Annotated in this window: 21 protein-coding genes, 1 tRNA gene and 1 riboswitch; of the genes, 15 read left to right on the forward strand and 7 right to left on the reverse strand. The window is 68.8% G+C overall.

From position 1 onward, the window contains the following. Positions 1–51 precede the first annotated feature (51 nt). The 14 genes from dop (at position 52) to ACWGID_RS20075 (ending at position 11,025) form a co-directional block, all read left to right on the forward strand. Positions 52–1,572, forward strand: a complete 1,521-nt coding sequence (gene dop, locus ACWGID_RS20010; RefSeq protein WP_452198545.1) for a depupylase/deamidase Dop — start codon at positions 52–54, stop codon at positions 1,570–1,572. Positions 1,573–1,627: 55 nt separating this feature from the next. Then, positions 1,628–1,837: a ubiquitin-like protein Pup gene (locus tag ACWGID_RS20015; protein WP_387779528.1), complete on the forward strand. Its 210-nt coding sequence runs from the start codon at positions 1,628–1,630 to the stop codon at positions 1,835–1,837. A gap of 8 nt (positions 1,838–1,845) precedes the next feature. Next, a complete protein-coding gene (gene prcB / locus ACWGID_RS20020; RefSeq protein ID WP_452198548.1) occupies positions 1,846–2,688 on the forward strand; it encodes a proteasome subunit beta in 843 nt (280 codons plus the stop codon). Between the two features lie 39 nt (positions 2,689–2,727). Next, positions 2,728–3,588 (forward strand): proteasome subunit alpha, encoded by an 861-nt coding sequence (gene prcA / locus ACWGID_RS20025; RefSeq protein WP_452198550.1) that lies wholly within the window; start codon positions 2,728–2,730, stop codon positions 3,586–3,588. Next, positions 3,585–4,193, forward strand: a complete 609-nt coding sequence (locus ACWGID_RS20030; protein ID WP_452198552.1) for an NUDIX hydrolase — start codon at positions 3,585–3,587, stop codon at positions 4,191–4,193. Before prcA ends, ACWGID_RS20030 begins: the two co-directional genes overlap by 4 nt. 13 nt (positions 4,194–4,206) lie before the next feature. Then, complete coding sequence (locus ACWGID_RS20035) at positions 4,207–4,629, forward strand: nitroreductase family deazaflavin-dependent oxidoreductase (RefSeq protein WP_452198554.1); 423 nt, start codon at positions 4,207–4,209, stop codon at positions 4,627–4,629. 38 nt (positions 4,630–4,667) lie between these two features. Further along, positions 4,668–4,752: riboswitch (ZMP/ZTP riboswitch) on the forward strand. A 27-nt stretch (positions 4,753–4,779) separates the two neighbouring features. Next, positions 4,780–5,640 (forward strand): bifunctional 5,10-methylenetetrahydrofolate dehydrogenase/5,10-methenyltetrahydrofolate cyclohydrolase, encoded by an 861-nt coding sequence (locus ACWGID_RS20040; protein ID WP_452198556.1) that lies wholly within the window; start codon positions 4,780–4,782, stop codon positions 5,638–5,640. 31 nt (positions 5,641–5,671) lie between these two features. Beyond that, entirely contained in the window at positions 5,672–6,040 is a 369-nt protein-coding gene (gene aroH, locus ACWGID_RS20045) for a chorismate mutase (RefSeq protein ID WP_184832232.1), read from the forward strand. After that, positions 6,037–7,110 (forward strand): prephenate dehydrogenase, encoded by a 1,074-nt coding sequence (locus tag ACWGID_RS20050; protein ID WP_452198558.1) that lies wholly within the window; start codon positions 6,037–6,039, stop codon positions 7,108–7,110. The genes aroH and ACWGID_RS20050 overlap by 4 nt, the downstream gene beginning before the upstream one ends. Positions 7,111–7,142: 32 nt before the next feature. Then, a complete protein-coding gene (gene cmk / locus ACWGID_RS20055) occupies positions 7,143–7,829 on the forward strand; it encodes a (d)CMP kinase (protein ID WP_452198560.1) in 687 nt (228 codons plus the stop codon). Beyond that, a complete protein-coding gene (locus ACWGID_RS20060) occupies positions 7,826–8,566 on the forward strand; it encodes a lysophospholipid acyltransferase family protein (protein ID WP_452198562.1) in 741 nt (246 codons plus the stop codon). Before cmk ends, ACWGID_RS20060 begins: the two co-directional genes overlap by 4 nt. After that, a complete protein-coding gene (gene der / locus ACWGID_RS20065) occupies positions 8,559–9,926 on the forward strand; it encodes a ribosome biogenesis GTPase Der (protein ID WP_452198564.1) in 1,368 nt (455 codons plus the stop codon). Before ACWGID_RS20060 ends, der begins: the two co-directional genes overlap by 8 nt. 70 nt (positions 9,927–9,996) lie before the next feature. Further along, a tRNA-Pro gene (locus ACWGID_RS20070) sits at positions 9,997–10,071 on the forward strand. Positions 10,072–10,119: 48 nt separating this feature from the next. Further along, positions 10,120–11,025, forward strand: a complete 906-nt coding sequence (locus tag ACWGID_RS20075; RefSeq protein ID WP_452198566.1) for a group I intron-associated PD-(D/E)XK endonuclease — start codon at positions 10,120–10,122, stop codon at positions 11,023–11,025. On the opposite strand, the gene ACWGID_RS20080 is transcribed toward ACWGID_RS20075, so the two are convergent. Together ACWGID_RS20080 and ACWGID_RS20085 are read right to left on the reverse strand one after the other, a co-directional pair. Continuing rightward, a complete protein-coding gene (locus ACWGID_RS20080; protein WP_452198568.1) occupies positions 10,933–13,107 on the reverse strand; it encodes an MMPL family transporter in 2,175 nt (724 codons plus the stop codon). The genes ACWGID_RS20075 and ACWGID_RS20080 overlap by 93 nt on opposite strands. Before the next feature lie 101 nt (positions 13,108–13,208). Next, the gene (locus tag ACWGID_RS20085; protein ID WP_452198570.1) at positions 13,209–13,757 is read right to left on the reverse strand and encodes a TetR/AcrR family transcriptional regulator; all 549 of its coding nucleotides are present in this window, start codon (positions 13,755–13,757) and stop codon (positions 13,209–13,211) included. A 119-nt stretch (positions 13,758–13,876) separates the two neighbouring features. On the opposite strand from ACWGID_RS20085, the gene ACWGID_RS20090 reads away from it, so the two are divergent. Then, positions 13,877–14,821: a S1C family serine protease gene (locus ACWGID_RS20090; protein WP_452198572.1), complete on the forward strand. Its 945-nt coding sequence runs from the start codon at positions 13,877–13,879 to the stop codon at positions 14,819–14,821. Here ACWGID_RS20090 and ACWGID_RS20095 read toward each other — a convergent pair. Genes ACWGID_RS20095 through ACWGID_RS20115 form a run of 5 tightly spaced genes read right to left on the reverse strand, consistent with a single transcriptional unit; the run spans position 14,808 to position 18,406 of the window. After that, positions 14,808–15,350 (reverse strand): N-acetyltransferase family protein, encoded by a 543-nt coding sequence (locus ACWGID_RS20095; RefSeq protein WP_452198574.1) that lies wholly within the window; start codon positions 15,348–15,350, stop codon positions 14,808–14,810. The genes ACWGID_RS20090 and ACWGID_RS20095 overlap by 14 nt on opposite strands. A gap of 27 nt (positions 15,351–15,377) precedes the next feature. Then, positions 15,378–16,328 carry a cyclase family protein gene (locus tag ACWGID_RS20100; RefSeq protein ID WP_452198576.1) on the reverse strand — a complete coding sequence of 317 codons (951 nt, stop codon included), beginning with the start codon at positions 16,326–16,328 and terminating at the stop codon, positions 15,378–15,380. 4 nt (positions 16,329–16,332) lie between these two features. Beyond that, a complete protein-coding gene (locus tag ACWGID_RS20105) occupies positions 16,333–17,313 on the reverse strand; it encodes a DUF389 domain-containing protein (RefSeq protein WP_452198578.1) in 981 nt (326 codons plus the stop codon). Positions 17,314–17,359: 46 nt separating this feature from the next. Continuing rightward, positions 17,360–17,746, reverse strand: a complete 387-nt coding sequence (locus ACWGID_RS20110) for an Imm7 family immunity protein (protein WP_452198580.1) — start codon at positions 17,744–17,746, stop codon at positions 17,360–17,362. Next, positions 17,747–18,406, reverse strand: coding sequence for an MBL fold metallo-hydrolase (locus tag ACWGID_RS20115; protein ID WP_452198582.1), 660 nt, complete (start codon positions 18,404–18,406; stop codon positions 17,747–17,749). It abuts the gene before it with no gap. Positions 18,407–18,409 lie beyond the last annotated feature (3 nt).

The following is an 18,409-nucleotide window of genomic DNA, read 5'->3' on the forward strand; positions in this document are numbered from 1 at the left end:
CTGTGGACACAGCAACCCCTTTGGTCGTCGGTACCGCGTAGGCTCAACTCCATGAGTGTTCGGCGGATCATGGGTACCGAGACCGAGTTCGGCATCTCGGTGCCGGGCCAGCCCGGGGCGAACCCGATGCTGACCTCGAGCCAGGTGGTGAACGGCTACGCGCAGACGCAGCCGCTCGCGCGCAAGACCCGATGGGACTTCGACGAGGAGCACCCGTTGCGGGACGCGCGCGGCTTCGACCTGAGCCGGGAGGTGGCGGACTCCAGCCAGCTCACCGACGAGGAGACCGGCCTGGCGAACGTGATCCTCACCAACGGCGCCCGGCTGTACGTCGACCACGCCCACCCGGAGTACTCCGCGCCCGAGACCACCAACCCGCGCGACGCGGTGGTGTGGGACAAGGCCGGCGAGCTGGTGATCATGGAGGGCGCGCGCCAGGCCCGGCTGATCCCAGGGGCTCCGCAGCTGAACCTCTACAAGAACAACACCGACAACAAGGGCGCGTCGTACGGCTCGCACGAGAACTACCTGATGCGCCGGTCGACGCCGTTCGCGTCGATCGTGCGGCACCTGACGCCGTTCTTCGTGAGCCGTCAGGTGGTCACCGGCGCCGGCCGCGTCGGGATCGGCCAGGACGGTGCCACGCACGGGTTTCAGGTCAGCCAGCGGGCGGACTACTTCGAGGTCGAGGTCGGCCTGGAGACGACGCTGAAACGCCCGATCATCAACACCCGCGACGAGCCGCACGCGAATCCGGACCGCTACCGCCGGCTGCACGTGATCATCGGCGACGCCAACCTGTCCGAGATCTCGTCGTACCTGAAGGTCGGGACGACGTCGCTGGTGCTGGCGATGATCGAGGACGGCTGGCTGACCGACGACCTCGGTGTGGACCGCCCGGTGACCGCGCTGCACGAGGTCAGCCACGACCCGTCCTGCACGCATCTGCTGACCCTCAAGGACGGCCGCAAGCTCACCGCCGTCCAGTTGCAGACGGAGTACCTGGAGCAGGCCCGCAAGTACGTCGAGGACAAGTACGGCGACGACGCGGACCGGCAGACCAAGGACGTGCTGCACCGCTGGGAGCAGGTCCTCGACCAGCTCGCCATCGACCCGATGAAGTTGTCGGACCAGCTGGACTGGGTCGCGAAGTACAAACTGCTGCAGTCCTACCGGGACCGCGACGGTCTCGGGTGGGACGACCCGAAGCTGCACCTCGTCGACCTGCAGTACGCCGATCTGCGCCCGGACAAGGGTCTGTATTACAAGTTGGTGAAGTCCGGCCGGATGCAGCGGGTCGTCACCGACGAGGAGATCCGGATGGCCGTCGCGCACCCGCCGACCGACACCCGGGCCTACTTCCGCGGCCGCTGCATGCAGCAGTACGCGCCGCAGGTCGCGGCCGCCTCCTGGGACTCGGTGATCTTCGATCTGCCCGGGAAGGAATCGCTCCAGCGGATCCCGACGCTGGACCCGCTGCGGGGCACGAAAGCGCACGTCGGGGCACTTCTTGACCAATGCGACACCGCGAGTGACCTGGTTCGCACCATTACTGGGGGCGGCGCCGGGTAGGGTCGCTAGTGAAGGCCGATTTGGGCGGCCTTCCCAGCGGTTCTAGGAGGTGGCCATGGCGAAGGACGGCGGTCAGCAGCACAAGCAGCCGAAGCGTTCCTCGACCGAGGAAGAGGTCGAGCAGGTCGAGACGTCCGAAGACGTCGCCGAGCGCAAGGAACGGCTCGACGAGGACGTGGACTCGATCCTGGACGAGATCGACGAGGTCCTCGAGGAGAACGCCGAGGAGTTCGTTCGCGGATTCGTTCAAAAGGGTGGGGAGTGAACCGCTCGATGACATTCGATGCCTCCGGCCGGTTGCCGGAAGCCTTCCTGACCCCAGGGGGCTCGTCGTTCATGGACTTCCTGGCCGGGCACGCGCCCGACCTGTTGCCCGGACGGCGGTCCCCGGGGGCGGGTGACCTGTCCAGTCAGGTCCCGCACGGGACGACGATCGTCGCCGCGACCTTCCCGGGTGGCGTGGTGATGGCCGGCGACCGGCGGGCCACGATGGGCAACATCATCGCCCAGCGTGACATCGAGAAGGTGTTCCCGGCCGACGAGTACTCGGCGGTCGCCTTCGCCGGCTCGGCCGGTTTCGGGATCGAGATGGTCCGGCTGTTCCAGGTCGAACTGGAGCACTACGAGAAGCTCGAGGGCGCCACCCTGAGCCTCGACGGCAAGTCCAACCGGCTGAGCGCGCTGATCCGGGGCAACCTGGCGATGGCGATGCAGGGTCTGGCCGTGGTGCCGCTGTTCGCGGGCTACGACGCCGACCTGAAGGGCGGGCGGATCTTCTCGTACGACGCCACCGGCGGTCGCTACGAGGAGCACCACTTCCACAGTGTCGGCTCGGGTTCGCTGTTCGCCCGCGGCGCGCTGAAGAAGCTGTACCGCGAGGACCTGTCCGAGATCGACTGCGTGACGGTGACGATCCAGTCCCTGATCGACGCGGCCGACGACGACTCGGCGACCGGTGGCCCGGACATGCTCCGGCGGATCTTCCCGGTGGTCGGCGTGGTCACCGCGGACGGCTACCGGCGACTGCCGGAGGACGAGGTCGCGGGGCTCGTCGACGCGGCCTGGAGCCAGCGGCACCTGCGGCCAGACGGTCCGGCCGCGGCGTCCCTGACCTGACGCTGTCTTGTCCCCCCGACCGAACTGACAGAGGATTCGATGAGCGTTCCCTTCTACGTCTCGCCCGAGCAGCTGATGCGGGACCGGGCGGATTTCGCCCGGAAAGGCATCGCCAAGGGCCGCAGCGCGATCGCGCTGCAATATGCCGACGGCATCCTGTTCGTCGCGGAGAACCGCTCGCCCGCCCTGCACAAGGTGGCCGAGATCTACGACCGGATGGCCTTCGCGGCCGTCGGCCGGTACAACGAGTTCGAGAACCTGCGGATCGCCGGCGTGCGGCTGGCCGACATGCGTGGGTACTCCTACGACCGGCGGGACGTCACCGGCCGGGCGCTGGCCAACGCGTACGCGCAGACCCTCGGCGCGATCTTCTCCTCCGGCGGTGAGAAGCCGCTCGAGGTCGAGATCCTGGTCGCCGAGGTCGGCTCCTCGACGGCCGAGGACCAGATCTACCGGCTCACCTACGACGGCTCGATCGCGGACGTCCGCGGGTACGCCGTGATGGGTGGTCCGGCCGACCAGGTCGCGGAGTACATCGGCGAGCACTACACCGACGGCATCTCGCTGGCCGGCGCGCTCCGGCTCGCGGTGGACGCGCTCGGCCACGACGGCACCGAGGTCCGGGCGCTGACCCCGGACCAGCTCGAGGTCGCCGTCCTGGACCGGAGCAGGTCCCAGGTGCGGAAGTTCAAGCGAATGACCGAGGAGACCCTCGAGCGGATTCTGTCCGAGTCCCGGCCGGCTGAGGACGCGGCCGGCTCCACGGACTCGGAGGACGGCGAGTCCGCCAAGGCCGAGGACACCACGTCGGCTGAGGGGGACGACACCCCGGTCGCGCCGCCGTCGGACGACGTACCGGTGGCTCCGCCGGACAACTCCGACGACGACCGTCCGCTGTGACGGATCAGCACGAGAACTCAGCCGTCACGGACACCGTGGCGGCTGAGTTGTCTCGGCCCGCCGACCCGGCGCCGTGGGAGTTGCTGGGGGAGGAGAAGGGCTTCCAGCGCTTCCTGAGCGTGCGCCTGCGCACGTACCGGATGCCGGACGGTCGCGAGGTCGAGTGGGACGTGCTCGGTCCGGAGGCCGGGGTGGCGTCCGGGGTGACCGTGCTGCCGCTGACGCCGGACGGGCGGATCGTCACGATCCGGATGTTCCGCGCCGGCCCGGACAGCGTCGTCACCAACCTGCCCGGTGGCCTGGTGGAGCCCGGGGAGGAAGTGGCCGTCGCCGGTGCCCGAGAGCTCGAGGAGGAGACCGGGTACACCTGCGAGACGCTCGACGTGGTCGGCTGGCAGTGGTCCGGTGCGTCGTCGACGTTCCGCAAGTACGTCGCGATCGCGCGCGGTTGCCGTCCCGACGGGAAGCAGCAGCTGGACGAAGCAGAGGACTGCGTTCCGGTCGAGCTGTCCGTGGATGCGTTCCGTGCCGAATTGCGGACACCCGGTGCAATGACCGGAATCGATGCCGCCTATCTGGCGTTGGACTATGCAGGACTTCTCTGAAAGGGACCTTGATATGAGCGACTGGAACGCGAACGTCATCGCGGAGTTCCGGGAGAACGAAGGCAGGGTCGGCGGGCCGTTCGAGGGCGCCCCGATGGTCCTGCTGCACCACCGTGGCCGCAAGAGCGGCGAGGAGTACATCGCCCCGACGATGTACCTGCAGAACGAGACCGATCCGAACGTCGTCTATGTGTTCGCGAGCAAGGGCGGAGCCCCCACGAACCCGGACTGGTACCGCAACCTGATCGCGGCCGGCGACGGCACCGTCGAGCTCGGGACCGAGACGTTCGACGTGAAGGTCAGCGAAGTGACCGGCGAGGAGCGCGACCGCATCTACGCCGAGCAGGCGCGACGCTACCCGGGTTTCGCCGACTACGAACGCAGTACGGCGGGTGTTCGAACGATCCCGGTGCTGGAGCTCAGCCGGACACCGTGACGGGGTGGGTCCGGCCGCCGATCCGGGTCGGTATCCTGAGGGCGGACCGCGACTGGCGCTGAGGTGGACGACCACCGGGGAACGGTCTGCCATCCGGCTTCGCCGCGCGCCTGGGCACTTGTGAACTGACGCCCAGAGGAGTGCGCACAGATGACTGCTGACCTGATGATCGGGACCGACCTGGCGACCGAGATGGTGACCAAGGCCGCCGAGCGGGCCCACGCGTTGCAGGAGCGGACCGGAGTCCAACCGTGTCTCGCGACTGTGTTGGTGGGCGACGATCCCGCGTCGGCGACGTACGTGCGGATGAAGCAGAACCGGTCGAAGAAGGCCGGGATCGCGTCCCGGAGCATCGTGCTGCCGGCCGAGACCACGACCGCGGAACTGGTCGCCGAGATCACCAAGCTCTCCGCGGACCCGGCGGTGCACGGGATCCTGCTGCAGCACCCGGTGCCCGCGCAGATCGACGAGCGGGCCGCGTTCGAGGCGATCGACTCGGGCAAGGACGTGGACGGCGTGACGATGCGGTCGTTCGCCGCGATGGCGTTCGGCGACCCGGGCTTCCGGTCCGCGACCCCCGGCGGGATCATGCGGTTGCTCGAGGCGTACGACGTACCGCTCGAAGGGGCGCATGCGGTGGTGATCGGTCGCAGCCCGATCCTCGGGAAGCCGGCCGGGATGTTGCTGCTGGCATCGAACGCCACGGTGACCTACGCGCACTCCCGGACCCGCGACCTGCCGGAACTGGTGCGGACCGCCGATGTGCTGATCGCCGCGGTCGGGAAGCCGAACTTCGTCCGTGGTGACTGGCTGAAGCCGGGCGCCGTCGTGGTCGACGCCGGCTACAACGAGGGCAATGTCGGCGACGTGCATTTCGAGGAAGCGGCGCAGGTGGCCCGGCTGATCACACCGGTTCCAGGCGGTGTCGGACCGATGACGATCGCGCTGCTGCTGGAGCAGACGGTCGACGCCGCTGAGACGGCTGTCCGCCCTTTGACTACATTGGCCTAAGGTTTGGGGGAGACGACCAAGGAGGCGAGACGTGGCGGTACGGGCGATCCGGGGTGCCACCCAACTGGACGTGGACGAGCGTGAGCATCTGCTCGAGCGGTCCGCGGAGCTGGTGAAGGCGGTCCTGGAGGCGAACGATCTGGAGAACGAGGATCTGATCAGCATCCTGTTCACCGTCACGTCGGACCTGCGGTCGGAGTTTCCCGCCGTCGCGGGACGGCAGATCGGGCTGACCGACGTACCGCTGATGTGCATGCAGGAGATCCCGGTCCCGCACGCGCTACCGCGGGTGGTCCGGCTGATGCTGCACACCGAGACCCCGCGGTCGCGAGACAAGATCCAGCACGTCTACCTCCACGGCGCGGTCGCTCTCCGTCCCGATCTGACCGGCGCCCAGTGAGTGAGCTCCGCGGCCCGGTTCGCGTCGTCGGCACCGGGCTGATCGGTACGTCGATCGGTCTCGCGCTGGCGCGGCTCGGGGTGGTCGTGGAGCTCGTCGACGGGAACGCGGACAACGCGCTGATGGCCGAGCGGATCGGGGCCGGCTCGCGACGGGTCGACATCGAGCCGCAGCTGGTCGTGGTCGCCGTGCCGCCGGATCACGTCGGTGCGGTGATCGCCGAGCAGCTCGTGCAGACCGAACGGTCGGGCGCGGTCGTCACCGATGCGGCCAGCGTGAAGTCCAAGCCGCTCGCCGACGCTCGCCGCCTGACCGGCGACCTCAGCCGGTACGTCGGCAGCCACCCGATGGCCGGCTCCGAACGGAACGGTCCGCTGGCCGGACGTGCTGACCTGTTCGACGGTGCGACCTGGGCGATCACGCCGCACGACACCAGCGACCCCGAAGCGGTCGACCTGGTCCGGCGACTGGCCGAAGCAGCCGGCGCCCGGACCGTCGAGATGTCCGTCGAGGACCACGACCTCGGTGTCGCCCGGGTGTCGCATCTGCCGCACCTGATGTCCGCACTCGCCGCCGGCACCCTCGCGAACGCGCCGTCGTCGCACCTGGAGCTGTCCGGCCAGGGCGTCCGCGACGTCACCCGGATCGCGGCCGGCGACCCGGCGCTGTGGACCCAGATCGTGTCCGCGAACTCGACCGCGCTCAGCGGCCTGCTGGAACAGATCCGCGGCGAGCTCGACCGGCTTCTCGTTGCTCTCGGCAAGGAAGAGGCGGGCGACGAACTGACCGCCATCCTCGGCCAGGGCGTGTCCGGCGCGGTCCGCGTCCCGGGCAAGCACGGTACGCCGCACATCGACCTGGTGACCGTCCTGGTCACGATCCCCGACCGCCCCGGCCAGCTGGCCCGGCTGTTCGCGGACGCGGCCGAGTCCGGCGCCAACGTCGAGGACCTGCGGATCGACCACAGCCCGGGCCGTCCCGTCGGTGAGGTCGAACTGGCGGTCAAGCCCGCCTCCGTGGACCAGCTCGTCGACGTCCTCACCGAGCGTGGCTGGGTGGTCCACCGCTAAGTTTGTCCCCTCGCGACGGTAATCTTCGGGGCATGATCATCGCTGTTGACGGGCCGAGCGGCTCCGGTAAATCGAGCACCGCCCGCGGAGTAGCCACCCGTCTCGGACTCCGGTTCCTGGACACCGGAGCGACGTACCGTGCGGTGACGTGGTCTGCCGTCGAGCGCGGGCTGGATCTGGACGACACGGCAGCGGTCGCGCGGCGCGCCCGGGAGCTGCGGCTGGAGATCAGCACCGACCCGGGTCACCAGTTCGTGATCGCCGACGGAATTGACGTCACGGCCGCGATCCGGGAGCCCCGGATCAGCGAGGTGGTCTCGAAGATCGCCACCAACCTGGACGTCCGCAAGGAGCTGATCCAGCGGCAGCGGGCGATCATCGACGACGCGCAGCCGAGCGGCGGGATCGTCGTCGAGGGCCGCGACATCGCCACGGTGGTCGCGACCGACGCCGAGCTGAAGGTGCTGCTGACCGCCGACCAGGAGGCCCGGATGGCCCGCCGCGGCGCCGAGCTGGCGGCCGGCTCCGTGACCGCGGAGGAGCTCCGCGACCAGATCGTCCGGCGCGACGCCGACGATTCGACGGTGTCCGAGTTCCAGGTCGCCTCCGACGGCGCGGTCACCATCGACTCGACGTACATGACCCTGGAAGAGGTCGTCGACGTGATCAGCCGACTGGCTAAGGAGGCCGAGACAGTTCCGCGGGGCCGGGAGTCATGACGGCCGAGATCGGCCGAGACAAGGATCTGCACAAGGATCTTCCCCGGACGGACGATCTGTCCCCGCAGCCGTACCGGCTGGCGCTGTCGCTGCGGAAGCTGGCCAAGGTGTACTTCCTGCGCAAGTACGACCTGACCGTCCACCACGAGGAGCGGTTCCCGCTCACCGGCCCGCTGCTGATGGCGCCGAACCACCTGAGTCTGCTGGACGCCCCGCTGCTCGGCGCGGTCGCGCCGCGGATGCTGCACCAGCTCGGCAAGATCGAGGTGTTCGGGGGATTCCAGGGCACGTTCCTGCGCCGGGTCGGTCAGATCCCGGTCGACCGGTCGTCGTACGACATGCTCGCGGTCCGGCGCTCGCTGCAGGTGCTCCGCGACGGGCGGGTGCTGAACATCTACCCGGAAGGCACCCGCGGACCGGGGGACTTCAGCCGGATCAAGGTTGGGATCGCGTACCTGGCGATGGTCACGGGCGCCCCGATCCTGCCGGTGGCGCTGATGGGAACACGGTTGCCGGGCGCCGGTGTGGAGGGCCATCCACCGTCCGGGAGCCGGATCGACGTGGTGTACGGCGAGGCTTTCGCCGTCGACCGCGTACCCTTTCCCAGGAGACATTCCGACGTACAAGCGGTCGCCGACCACATTGGCGACGTTCTGCGCGCCCATGTGAGGGCGGCCGTGGAATCTACCGGCCACCCGCTTCCGGGCTGGCGAGACCAGAGGGACCCTGATGACTGACCTGCCCATCGAACTACCGACGCACGACCGCGAGGACTCCGGGCCGTTGCCCGTGCTCGCGATCGTCGGCCGGCCGAACGTGGGGAAGTCCACGCTGGTCAACCGGATCATCGGCCGCCGTGAGGCGGTCGTCGAGGACACCCCGGGCGTCACCCGGGACCGCGTCTCCTACGACGCGAACTGGGCCGGCCGTGAGTTCACCGTCGTCGACACCGGCGGCTGGGACCCGGACGCGGTCGGGATGGCCGCGCTGGTCGCCGCCCAGGCCGAGGTCGCGATCAACGCCGCCGACGCGGTGCTGTTCGTGGTCGACGCCGTGGTCGGTATCACCGACGCCGACGAGGCCGTCGTCCGGGTACTGCGGAAGTCGGGCAAGCCGGTGGTGCTCGCGGCGAACAAGGTTGACGACCAGCGCATCGAGTCCGAAGCGATGAACCTGTGGAGTCTCGGGATCGGCGAACCGTTCCCGGTCTCCGCGATGCACGGCCGCGGCACCGGCGACATGCTGGACGCCGTCCTCGAGGCGTTGCCGGAGGCCCCGGCCGAGCGCGACGGCGAGATCGGCGGACCGCGCCGGGTCGCGATCGTCGGCAAGCCGAACGTCGGGAAGTCCTCGCTTTTGAACAAGGTGGCCAAGGAGGACCGGGTCGTCGTCAGCGACGTCGCCGGCACCACGGTCGACCCGGTCGACGAGCTGATCACGCTCGGCGGCCAGGAGTGGCGCTTCATCGACACCGCCGGCATCCGCCGCAAGGTGAAGAACTCCCAGGGCCACGAGTACTACGCCTCGCTCCGGACCAACGCCGCGATCGAGCGCGCCGAGGTCGTGGTCGTCGTCATCGACTCCTCGCAGTCGATCACCGAGCAGGACCTGCGGATCATGAACGCGGTCGAGGAAGCCGGCAAAGCGCTGGTGATCGCGTACAACAAGTGGGACCTGATGGACGACGAGCGGCGCTACTACCTGGAGCGGGAGATCGACCGCGACCTGGTGCAGTTCCGCTGGGCACCGCGGGTGAACATCAGCGCGCTCACCGGCTGGCACATGGAGAAGCTGGTGCCGGGCATCGAGGCGGCGCTTGAGGGCTGGCAGACCCGCGTCCCGACCGGACAGCTGAACGCGTTCCTCGGCCGCCTCGTCGCCGCGCACCCGCACCCGGTGCGCTCCGGCAAGCAGCCGAAGATCCTGTTCGGCACCCAGGCCACCACGATGCCGCCGACCTTCGCGATCTTCACCTCCGGCCAGATCGAGCCGTCGTACCAGCGCTTCATCGAACGCCGCCTCCGTGAGGACTTCGGCTTCGTCGGCAGCCCCGTCCACGTCCAGATCCGAGCCCGCCAAAAGAACAAGAAACGCTGACGGGGTCGTGGTCGGACAGGCTCTCCGAATGGGGTAAAGTAATCCTCGGTTCGCTTACAGAGCGGACTGGCGGGCTGTGGCCTAGCTTGGTTAAGGCGCGTGTCTGGGGGACACGAGAGCGGGAGTTCAAATCTCCCCAGCCCGACGTTTGAGGGGCACCGAGTTTGTCGGTGCCCCTCTCTACATTTGTGCCATGGCGACCTGGGACGACAGACGAAGCTGGAACGACGACGACCTCCGCCTGGCGGTGGCGGAGAGCCATTCCTGGCGCGGCGTCGCTCGCGCGCTCGGATTGAAAGGAACGTCGGCGGGGACCGTGCGCTCGTTGAAGAAGCATGTCGAGCGACTTGGGCTGGATACGGTGCACTTCACCGGCCAGCGGCAATGGTCAGACCGGAAGTTGCGGGAAGTCGTACGTGACGCAAACTCCTGGGCGGACGTGATTACGGGACTAGGGGTCAGCGACGGCAAGGAGTCCCGCGTCCGGATCAAGGGACATGCGGTACGGCTCGGGCTGGACTGTGCGCATTTGCAGGCACCGCAGGCCGATGCGACGCCGGCTGGCGTCTTCGACGAGCCCGTCCGGCCGGAGATGCTGCGCTATTCGGCTGCCGCCCTCGCGATGGCCTGGTTCACCTTACGCGGGTGTGCGGTTGCGTTGCCGATCGAGCCCCAGGAGTACGACCTACTGGTGACGACGTCGACCGGCATTCAACGTGTCCAGGTGAAGTCCTGCGCATCCCGCAACGGACGAGGCTACTGGGACGTGGGCATCGGACGGAGGCCGTATGTGCTCGACAAGTCCGCGAGCAAGATGCCCTACGACCCCGACTCGATCGACCTGTTCTTCGTCGTTCTCGGCGACGGCAGCATCTACGTCATTCCCAGCCCGGTCCTCGCCGGTCGGGTGAGCATTTCGGCGGAGAGCTACACGCCGTACCGCGTGGGTGATGCGTCGAGTTTGTTGGGTGGGGCACCAGCTGCTGCTGATGCCCCGTGGCGTGCGTCAGCGTACGCCCGCGAGTTCGTCGGTTCGCGGTTCCTTGTCGATCCGAAGGGTTTCGCCTTCGATGTCTACTCGGGGAGTCAGGCGGTCTAGCCACTTCGGGAACCACCAGGCGCGGTCTCCGAGGAGGCTGAGGATGGCGGGGACGAGGGTCATCCGGACGACGAAGGCGTCGATCAGGACGCCGATGGTGAGGCCGAAGCCGATCGCCTTGATGATCGGGTCCTCGACCAGGATGAAGCCGGCGAAGACGGACGCCATGATCAGGGCCGCGGCGGTGACCACGCGGGCGCCGTGGCCGAGACCCTGGATAGTGGCGTCGTTCGCGTGCTTGCCGTGCACGAACTCCTCCCGGACCCGCGACACGATGAACACCTCGTAGTCCATCGCGAGCCCGAACAGGATGCCCATCATGATGATCGGCAGGAAGCTCACCAGCGGACCGGGGGAGTCCAGCCCGACCCAGCTCGCCAGATGCCCTTCCTGGAACACCGCGACCGTGATCCCGAACGTTGCGCCGATCGTCAGCACGAACCCGAGCGTCGCCTTCAACGGCACCAGCACGGACCGGAACGCCAGCAGCAACAGCAGGAACGACAACCCGATCACCACGAACAGGTACGTCGGCAACGCGTCGGACAGCTTGTTCGACACGTCGACCCCGACCGCGGTGTTCCCGGTCACCGAGATGCTCGCGTCACCCGTGGCGAGCGGCTGTACCGCGGAGCGCAGGTTCTTCACCAGGTCAGCCGTTTGCTCGCTGGCCGGCCCGCTCTTCGGGATCACCTGCAGCAACCGCGTCGTACCGTCCTGGCTTGCCGCTGCCGGTTGCGCGGCGACCACATCGGGCAGCCCTTGCGCCTTGCCCAGCACCTGCTGCACGATGCCGTTCGACGTCGCCGCGTCGTTGCTCTTCACAACAACCACGAGGGGGCCATTCGCCCCGGGACCGAACGCGGCCGCGGTCAGGTCGTACGCGACCCGCTGGTTGCTCCCGGCCGCCGCCGAGGCTCCGTCCGGAAGCGCGAGCTGCATGTCCTTCGCCGGGATCGCCAGCAACCCGAGGCCGACGATGCCGACAGCAACGATCGGCACCCGGAGCCGGGTGACCAACTGACCCCACCGGAACCCGAAGCCGCGCGCGTGATGGTGCGTCGTCGGCGCCTTCCGGATCTTCCGCGGCAGCACCCGGTTCCCGACGAAGCCGAGCAGCGCCGGCAGCAACGTCAGCGCTACGAGTACGGCGGTGAGTACGGTGGCCGCGGCGGCCAGCCCCATCGCGGTCAGGAACGGCACGCCGACCACCGACAGCCCAGCCAGTGCGATCACCACGGTCGCGCCGGCGAACAACACTGCGGAGCCGGCTGTCGCGGTAGCTCGCGCCACCGATTCCTCCGGATCCATCCCCTCGGCGAGTTGCGAGCGATGCCGCGAGCTGATGAACAACGAGTAGTCGATCCCCACCGCGAGGCCGAGCATCAACGCCAGGATCGGCGCCGTCGACGACACGTCGGTGAACGCGGTCACGATGAACAATCCGGCCATCCCGGCCAGGACACCGAGCAACGCGGTCACCAGCGTCATCCCGGCCGCTACCAGCGATCCGAACGTGACGACGAGTACGACGGCCGCGACCGCGACACCGATCACCTCGGTCGCCCCGATCTCCGGGATCCCGGCCTTGATCTGGCCACCCGGAACGACCTTGAGGTCACCCGAGCTGAGGCCGCTCAGACCGTCGTACCCGTCGCTGCTCTCGGCGGAGAGCTCGTCGGCCGGCTTGTCGAACTGGACGCTGATCAGCCCCGTCGTACCGTCCGGGCTGATCGCCTTGCTGGTGAACGGGTCGACGGCCGCGATCACCTCGGGCACCTTCGTGACCTTGGCGACCGTCGCGCCGACCGCGGCCTTCACCGTCGGGTCGGCGAGCGTCTTGCCGTCCGGAGCCTTCACCACGACCGTGGCGGACGCGCCGCTGGCGGCCGGCAGCTCCTGCTTGAGCGCGTCGAGCGCGCGCTGCGACTCGGTGCCCGGGATCGAGAACGTGTTCGCGGTCTTGCCGCCCAGCGTGAGCGCGCCGACGCCGAGCAGGACGAGGAACAGCGCCCACACCGCCGCGACGAGCCGACGGCGCTGGTAGGAGAACCGGCCGAGCCGGTACAGGAAGTTGGCCATCGGGGTCCGTTTCGGGTGTCAGGTACGGCGTGATTCGCTGTCAGGTACCGCGTACAGGCAGGGGTGCAGCGCCCGTCGGCGCGGCGGGGTTCGGGGCAGGCTCAGGCGCGGCGGAGCAGTCTCCGCAGGGCGATGTCGCAGAGTCTTCGGAGCTCGTCGTCGGTGCGTTCACCGGAGTGCCGGCACTCGCCGAGCAGACCGTTGATCGCGAACTTCGCCAGGTCGTGCTCGAGCGGGTCGTCGGATCCGGCCATGTACTCCGTCAGTCGCATCCCGTCGGCCACCAGCGGCGCGACCTCGGTCATCTGTTCGATCACCGGGATGATGTCCTGCAGCACGTCCACCACGCCGCGGTGCACGACGGCGAGGTCGATGAAGCTCTTGATCGCGAGCTCCTGGGCGGTGGGCCGGGGCAGCTCGGCCGCGGCCGCGACGAGTTGCGCCAGGTCGGCGGCGGCGGGTTCGAGGACGGCGGCGAGCACGGCCGGCTTGCCGCTGAAGTGGTAGAGCACCGTCGCCTTGGAGCAGCCGGCCGCGGTCGCGATGTCCTGCAGCGACGTCGCGTTGTAGCCGCCGGCCTGGAACAGGTCCATCGCCTGCCGGACGATCTCGTTCCTGGTCCGCTCCCGGGCGGGGGTGGTGACTGCCATGACAGCATCGTGACTGACCGATCGGCCAGTTTTCAACCGATCGGTCAGGATTGTGGTCCGGTTCACGCCGTGGCCCGCGCTTGGCTTGCGGTGTAATGATGTAATTCAGGAGGCGCGAGATGGCTGATGAGATCGCTGGGGACGACGTTCTGGATGCCTACTCCCGAGTGGTCTCGGGCGTGGCCGAACACTTGATCCCGCGGGTCGCGAGCCTGCGGATCCACAGCCGGCGCGGCGACTCGTCCGGCTCGGGCGTGGTGCTGACCGGCGACGGGCATCTGCTGACGAACGCCCACGTCGTCGGTGACGGTTCCGGGGCGTCGGCCGAGTTCGCGGACGGTACGACGGCGCAGGCGCACGTGGTCGGCGTCGATCGGTTGTCGGATCTCGCCGTACTGCGGGCCGACCGCGAGGTCCCGGACCCGCCGGAGTACGGCGACGCGGACCATCTCAAGGTCGGGAACCTGGTCGTTGCGGTCGGCAACCCGCTCGGCCTGGCGGGCAGCGTGACCGCGGGCGTGGTGAGTGCGCTCGGCCGGTCGCTACCGGTACGGAGCGGGTCGGCGAACCGGATCATCGAGGACGTCATCCAGACCGACGCGGCGCTCAACCCGGGCAACTCCGGCGGTGCGCTTGCCGACGGCAACGGGCGCGTGATCGGCATCAACACCGCGGTCGCCGGGATCGGCCTCGGGCTCGCCGTACCGATCAACCCGACGACCCGCCGGATCATCTACTCGCTCCTGCACGACGGGCGAGTGCGCCGCGGGTACCTCGGCCTGGTCAGCACGCCCGCTCCGCTGCATCCGGCGCTGGTGCAACGCTTCGACCAACGCACGGCACTACGGGTCGTCGAGGTCATCCCGGCCAGCCCGGCAGCCGCCGCGGGCCTGCGCCAAGGCGATCTCGTTCTCGCCGTGAACGGCGTACCCCTGCGCGACGCGCAGTCCCTGCAACGCCAACTCTTCGAGGACGCCATCGCCCGTCGCACCGAGATCACGGCGATCCGCAACAACGCACTGGTCGACGTGATCGCCTACCCGGCCGAACTCACCGATCGCTGAGGTCGGATCGCAGGAGCACGCAGGTCCCAGGTTTCAGTGGAGCGTTGGGGAAGGTGAAGTCGCGGGTCACCTCGGTGAACCTGAACCTCTGGTGGAGGTCGAGGATCGCGGCGTTCGCGAGGTTGACGAACGTGTAGATCTCGTCGGCGCGCTCGGCGGTCCAACGCATCCGGTCCTGCGTCAGCAGATCGCCGATCCCGTGCCGCCGCCACGCGGGCGCGACGATCAGGCCGATCAGGTAGAAGCCGGACGGAGCGGTCGTCGGCGGATCCGCGGGGGAGCGGTCGTGACGGATCACTCCGCCATAGGCGACGATCTCGTCGTCGACGACGGCGACCGCCACGTACTTCAGCGGATCCCGCAGATCCGCCAGCAAGCGGTCACGCCGATCGGTCGCGGACCCGCCGGTCCGCGAGACGATCAGCTCGGCGCAGGCGTCGAGATCGGCAATCTCTGCCGGCCGTACGACGACCGCGGCGCCGATAGTCTGCCGCGAACTCCCTGGCCGATACTCCGCGAACCCAGTCACCCCGGCAGCCTAGGACGAGACGGGTCGTCAGAGGACGGCGATCGGGTTGATCGGTGATCCGGTCCCGGTTGGTAGCCGGAGTGGCGCGATGACGCAGAGGAACGACCAGCGCCCGGCTTCCTCGCACACCGGCACCAGCTCATCGAACTCGAGGTAGTCCATCAGCATGATCCCGAGCGCGTCGATGGCAAGCACATGGATCGGGAAGTCAACGCCCTCCGCCAGGCTCGGCGCGGTGTCGTTGTTGCCGTCGCTTCCCAGCACAGAGATCTCTCGCTCGGCCAGCAAGGGCATGACATCCGGGTGCAGCCCGGCGCGGGCCGCCGCGACATCCCAGGGCCCGAGCTCGCGGCGCCGCAGCCGATGGCCGACCCGGACCAGCAGGATGTCGCCACGGCCGACCCGGACACCCTCACGCTGCTCGGCGGCGAGCAGGTCGTCGACGGTCACCTGGTCGCCCGGCTCCAGCCAATCCACCCCGCGAGACTTCGGTACGTCGAGCAGCACGCCGCGACCGACGACTCCGTCGGCAGCCGTGGCGATGGACAGTTCGGATGCCCCGGCCTCGGTGAGGGTGTCCGCGGGCACTCCGTCGTACATCTCGCCGTCGAAGACCACGTGACACAGGGCGTCGATGTGGCTGTCGGCGTTCCCGTGGATGTTCATCTCGATCCGATCGAGGGCGAACGCGAGGCCGTGCTCGGTCTGTGTCGCCGACAACCCCTTCATGCGATGCCGCGCGGGGTCGGGGTTGTCCGGCGTCACCCGGCCCTCTATCGGTGCGGCCAGCGACACCGCACGGCCGAGCCGGACCTCGCGGGCGGCGGCGAGCCTCTCGGTGGGGGTGAGGTAGTTCAACGCTCCGCGCCGGTCGTCAGGTCCCCACGGCCGGTCGTCCCGCAGCCGCCGGTACAGCGCGCGGAATCCGTCCTGGGTCATCTGCCCGCGGGCAGGTTCGGTGTGCTGTGTGCCGGTCATGTCATCAACCTCCAAGTCGGGTACGCCTGCGGGTCGCCCGTCGCCAAATGGCTCGCTGTGCGGGAAGTCCGGCGATCGCCACAGCCGTCAGAACCGTGACGTTGAGGAGGAGCTGGAGGGTCGCGCCCCAAGCCTCACTACCGCTGCCGAACGCGAGCGACACCCCGATGTCGGCCGCCGCGGGGATGGTCGTGACCGAGATGAACACCCCGATCAGCGTGCTCGATCTGGCCTCGGTGACTGAGACAACGCCCACCACCCCGGCCAGCAAGGCGACGATCAGGGAGAACCAGTTGGGGGTGTTGATCAGACCGGACACCGGCCGGATTCCGAGCGCGTAGGCCTTCGGCTGTAGGTTCGCCCAGCGGATCACCGCGGACAACGCGAGCGCGGCGATCACCGCGAGGGCGAACCCGACGGCCAGGGCGGCCGCGGCGTGCCGGACCCGGGTGGCGTCGTGGCGGGTCACGCCGAAGGCGAGGCTGAGGATGGCGCCGTACTCCGGCCCGACGACCATGGCTCCGACAATCAGGATCTGCGAGTTCGTCAGGATCCCGACGGCACCGATCAGGCTCGCGATGACTAGCAACCCGAACCAGCTCGGCGGGTAGATCCCCCCGAGCTGGATCCGGGCCTCGACCTCGGCCCACACCGGCGCGAACTGCTGGAACCGCAGTCGACCTGCCGGGACATCGTCGGTGAGCGCTGAGACCGAGGCGCCGATGTTCTCGAGCGTGATCGTCCCATGCTGCTCCACGCCGAGCTCGCGCAGCCGCTCGATGACGTGGTCGGCTGCGGCCTGCTGGACGTCGAACTGGACCGCGTCCCCGTCGGGCTTGCTCACCGCGGATCGGAACACGGCCAGGTTCATCACCGTCGGCTCCGCGCGCAGCACGGGCACCACCGCATCGGTGATTTCGGGTGGACTGACGACCCGCAGATGAATCATTGCGGCCAGCATCAGGCCGCGGCTGCACCGCTCCATCACCCCAAGTGGATGAAGGACCCATCGCCATCCACGGCGAACCTGGTCACTCTGCGTCTTCCACCACGCCTACATGCGGCGACAGGTAGGAGTCCGCTTCAGGGGTCACGCTGCCGCGTTTCATCACCCAGGTGATCCAGCGGTTCTGATCCTCGTCGTCGTACACGTGCAGCAGCCCGTACGACCACGGCGCGATCCCGGCGATCCGCTGGAACACCTCGATCACGTCACGCTGGCGGTGATTGCGGAGTCCTGCCAGCCACAGGTGGGCCGAGCCGTTGGCGATGCGGAGATCCGCGACCTGCAGGTCGTTGCGCAGGTCGGCGATCTCCTTCTGCACCGCGTCGTACGTCGCGTGGGTCAGGTCGTCGGCTGCTCCGTCGTACCCGTCCTCGGAATCACGCAGCGTGGCCCACCCGTGGTACTCGAACATCTACCAGCCGCGCTTGCGCCATTCGGCGATGTTGGGGCGGTCGATGCCCAGCGTGGTGTCGGAGCCGTGGCCGGGGTAGACCCAGGTCTCGTCGGGGAGCTGGTTGAAGAGCTTGGTCTCGACGTCGTTGACGAGGGACGTGAAGCGCTCGGCGTCACCCTGCGTGTTGCCGACGCCGCCCGGGAAGAGCGAGTCGCCGGTGAACAGGTGCGGGGCGCCGTCCGGGTCGTCGTACAGGAGCGCGATCGAGCCGGGGGTGTGGCCGACGAGGTGGATGACGCGCAGGCTGCACTGGCCGACCGCAATGTGGTCGCCGTCGTCGACGAGCTGGTCGGTCGGGACCGGGATGCCCTCGGCGTCGTACCGGCCGGCGACTGTGGTGGCGCCGGTGCGGGCGACGACCTCGGCCAGCGCCTCCCAGTGGTCCTGGTGGCGGTGCGTGGTGACGACCCGCGCGAGGCCGCCGTCGCCGATCAGCCGGAGCAGCGTGTCTGCCTCGTTCGCGGCGTCGATCAGGACCTGCTCGTCGGTCTGCCGGCAGCGCAGCAGGTAGGCGTTGTTGTCCATCGGCCCGACCGCGACCTTGGTGATCATCAACCGGGCCAGCTCGTGTGTCTGTGCCGGTCCGCCGACCTTGACGTTCCCGTGGTACTCGGGCATCTG

The organism is Kribbella sp. NPDC054772 (assembly GCF_053611945.1).

Excerpts from the sequence above, each read along its gene's own strand:
- dop (WP_452198545.1), top strand. The coding sequence starts at position 52 with ATGAGTGTTCGGCGGATCATGGGTACCGAGACCGAGTTCGGCATCTCG.
- ACWGID_RS20015 (WP_387779528.1), top strand. The coding sequence starts at position 1,628 with ATGGCGAAGGACGGCGGTCAGCAGCACAAGCAGCCGAAGCGTTCCTCG.
- prcB (WP_452198548.1), top strand. The coding sequence starts at position 1,846 with ATGACATTCGATGCCTCCGGCCGGTTGCCGGAAGCCTTCCTGACCCCA.
- prcA (WP_452198550.1), top strand. The coding sequence starts at position 2,728 with ATGAGCGTTCCCTTCTACGTCTCGCCCGAGCAGCTGATGCGGGACCGG.
- ACWGID_RS20035 (WP_452198554.1), top strand. The coding sequence starts at position 4,207 with ATGAGCGACTGGAACGCGAACGTCATCGCGGAGTTCCGGGAGAACGAA.
- ACWGID_RS20040 (WP_452198556.1), top strand. The coding sequence starts at position 4,780 with ATGACTGCTGACCTGATGATCGGGACCGACCTGGCGACCGAGATGGTG.
- cmk (WP_452198560.1), top strand. The coding sequence starts at position 7,143 with ATGATCATCGCTGTTGACGGGCCGAGCGGCTCCGGTAAATCGAGCACC.
- ACWGID_RS20060 (WP_452198562.1), top strand. The coding sequence starts at position 7,826 with ATGACGGCCGAGATCGGCCGAGACAAGGATCTGCACAAGGATCTTCCC.
- der (WP_452198564.1), top strand. The coding sequence starts at position 8,559 with ATGACTGACCTGCCCATCGAACTACCGACGCACGACCGCGAGGACTCC.
- ACWGID_RS20075 (WP_452198566.1), top strand. The coding sequence starts at position 10,120 with ATGGCGACCTGGGACGACAGACGAAGCTGGAACGACGACGACCTCCGC.
- ACWGID_RS20080 (WP_452198568.1), bottom strand. The coding sequence starts at position 13,107 with ATGGCCAACTTCCTGTACCGGCTCGGCCGGTTCTCCTACCAGCGCCGT.
- ACWGID_RS20085 (WP_452198570.1), bottom strand. The coding sequence starts at position 13,757 with ATGGCAGTCACCACCCCCGCCCGGGAGCGGACCAGGAACGAGATCGTC.
- ACWGID_RS20090 (WP_452198572.1), top strand. The coding sequence starts at position 13,877 with ATGGCTGATGAGATCGCTGGGGACGACGTTCTGGATGCCTACTCCCGA.
- ACWGID_RS20100 (WP_452198576.1), bottom strand. The coding sequence starts at position 16,328 with ATGACCGGCACACAGCACACCGAACCTGCCCGCGGGCAGATGACCCAG.
- ACWGID_RS20105 (WP_452198578.1), bottom strand. The coding sequence starts at position 17,313 with ATGGAGCGGTGCAGCCGCGGCCTGATGCTGGCCGCAATGATTCATCTG.
- ACWGID_RS20110 (WP_452198580.1), bottom strand. The coding sequence starts at position 17,746 with ATGTTCGAGTACCACGGGTGGGCCACGCTGCGTGATTCCGAGGACGGG.
- ACWGID_RS20115 (WP_452198582.1), bottom strand. The coding sequence starts at position 18,406 with ATGCCCGAGTACCACGGGAACGTCAAGGTCGGCGGACCGGCACAGACA.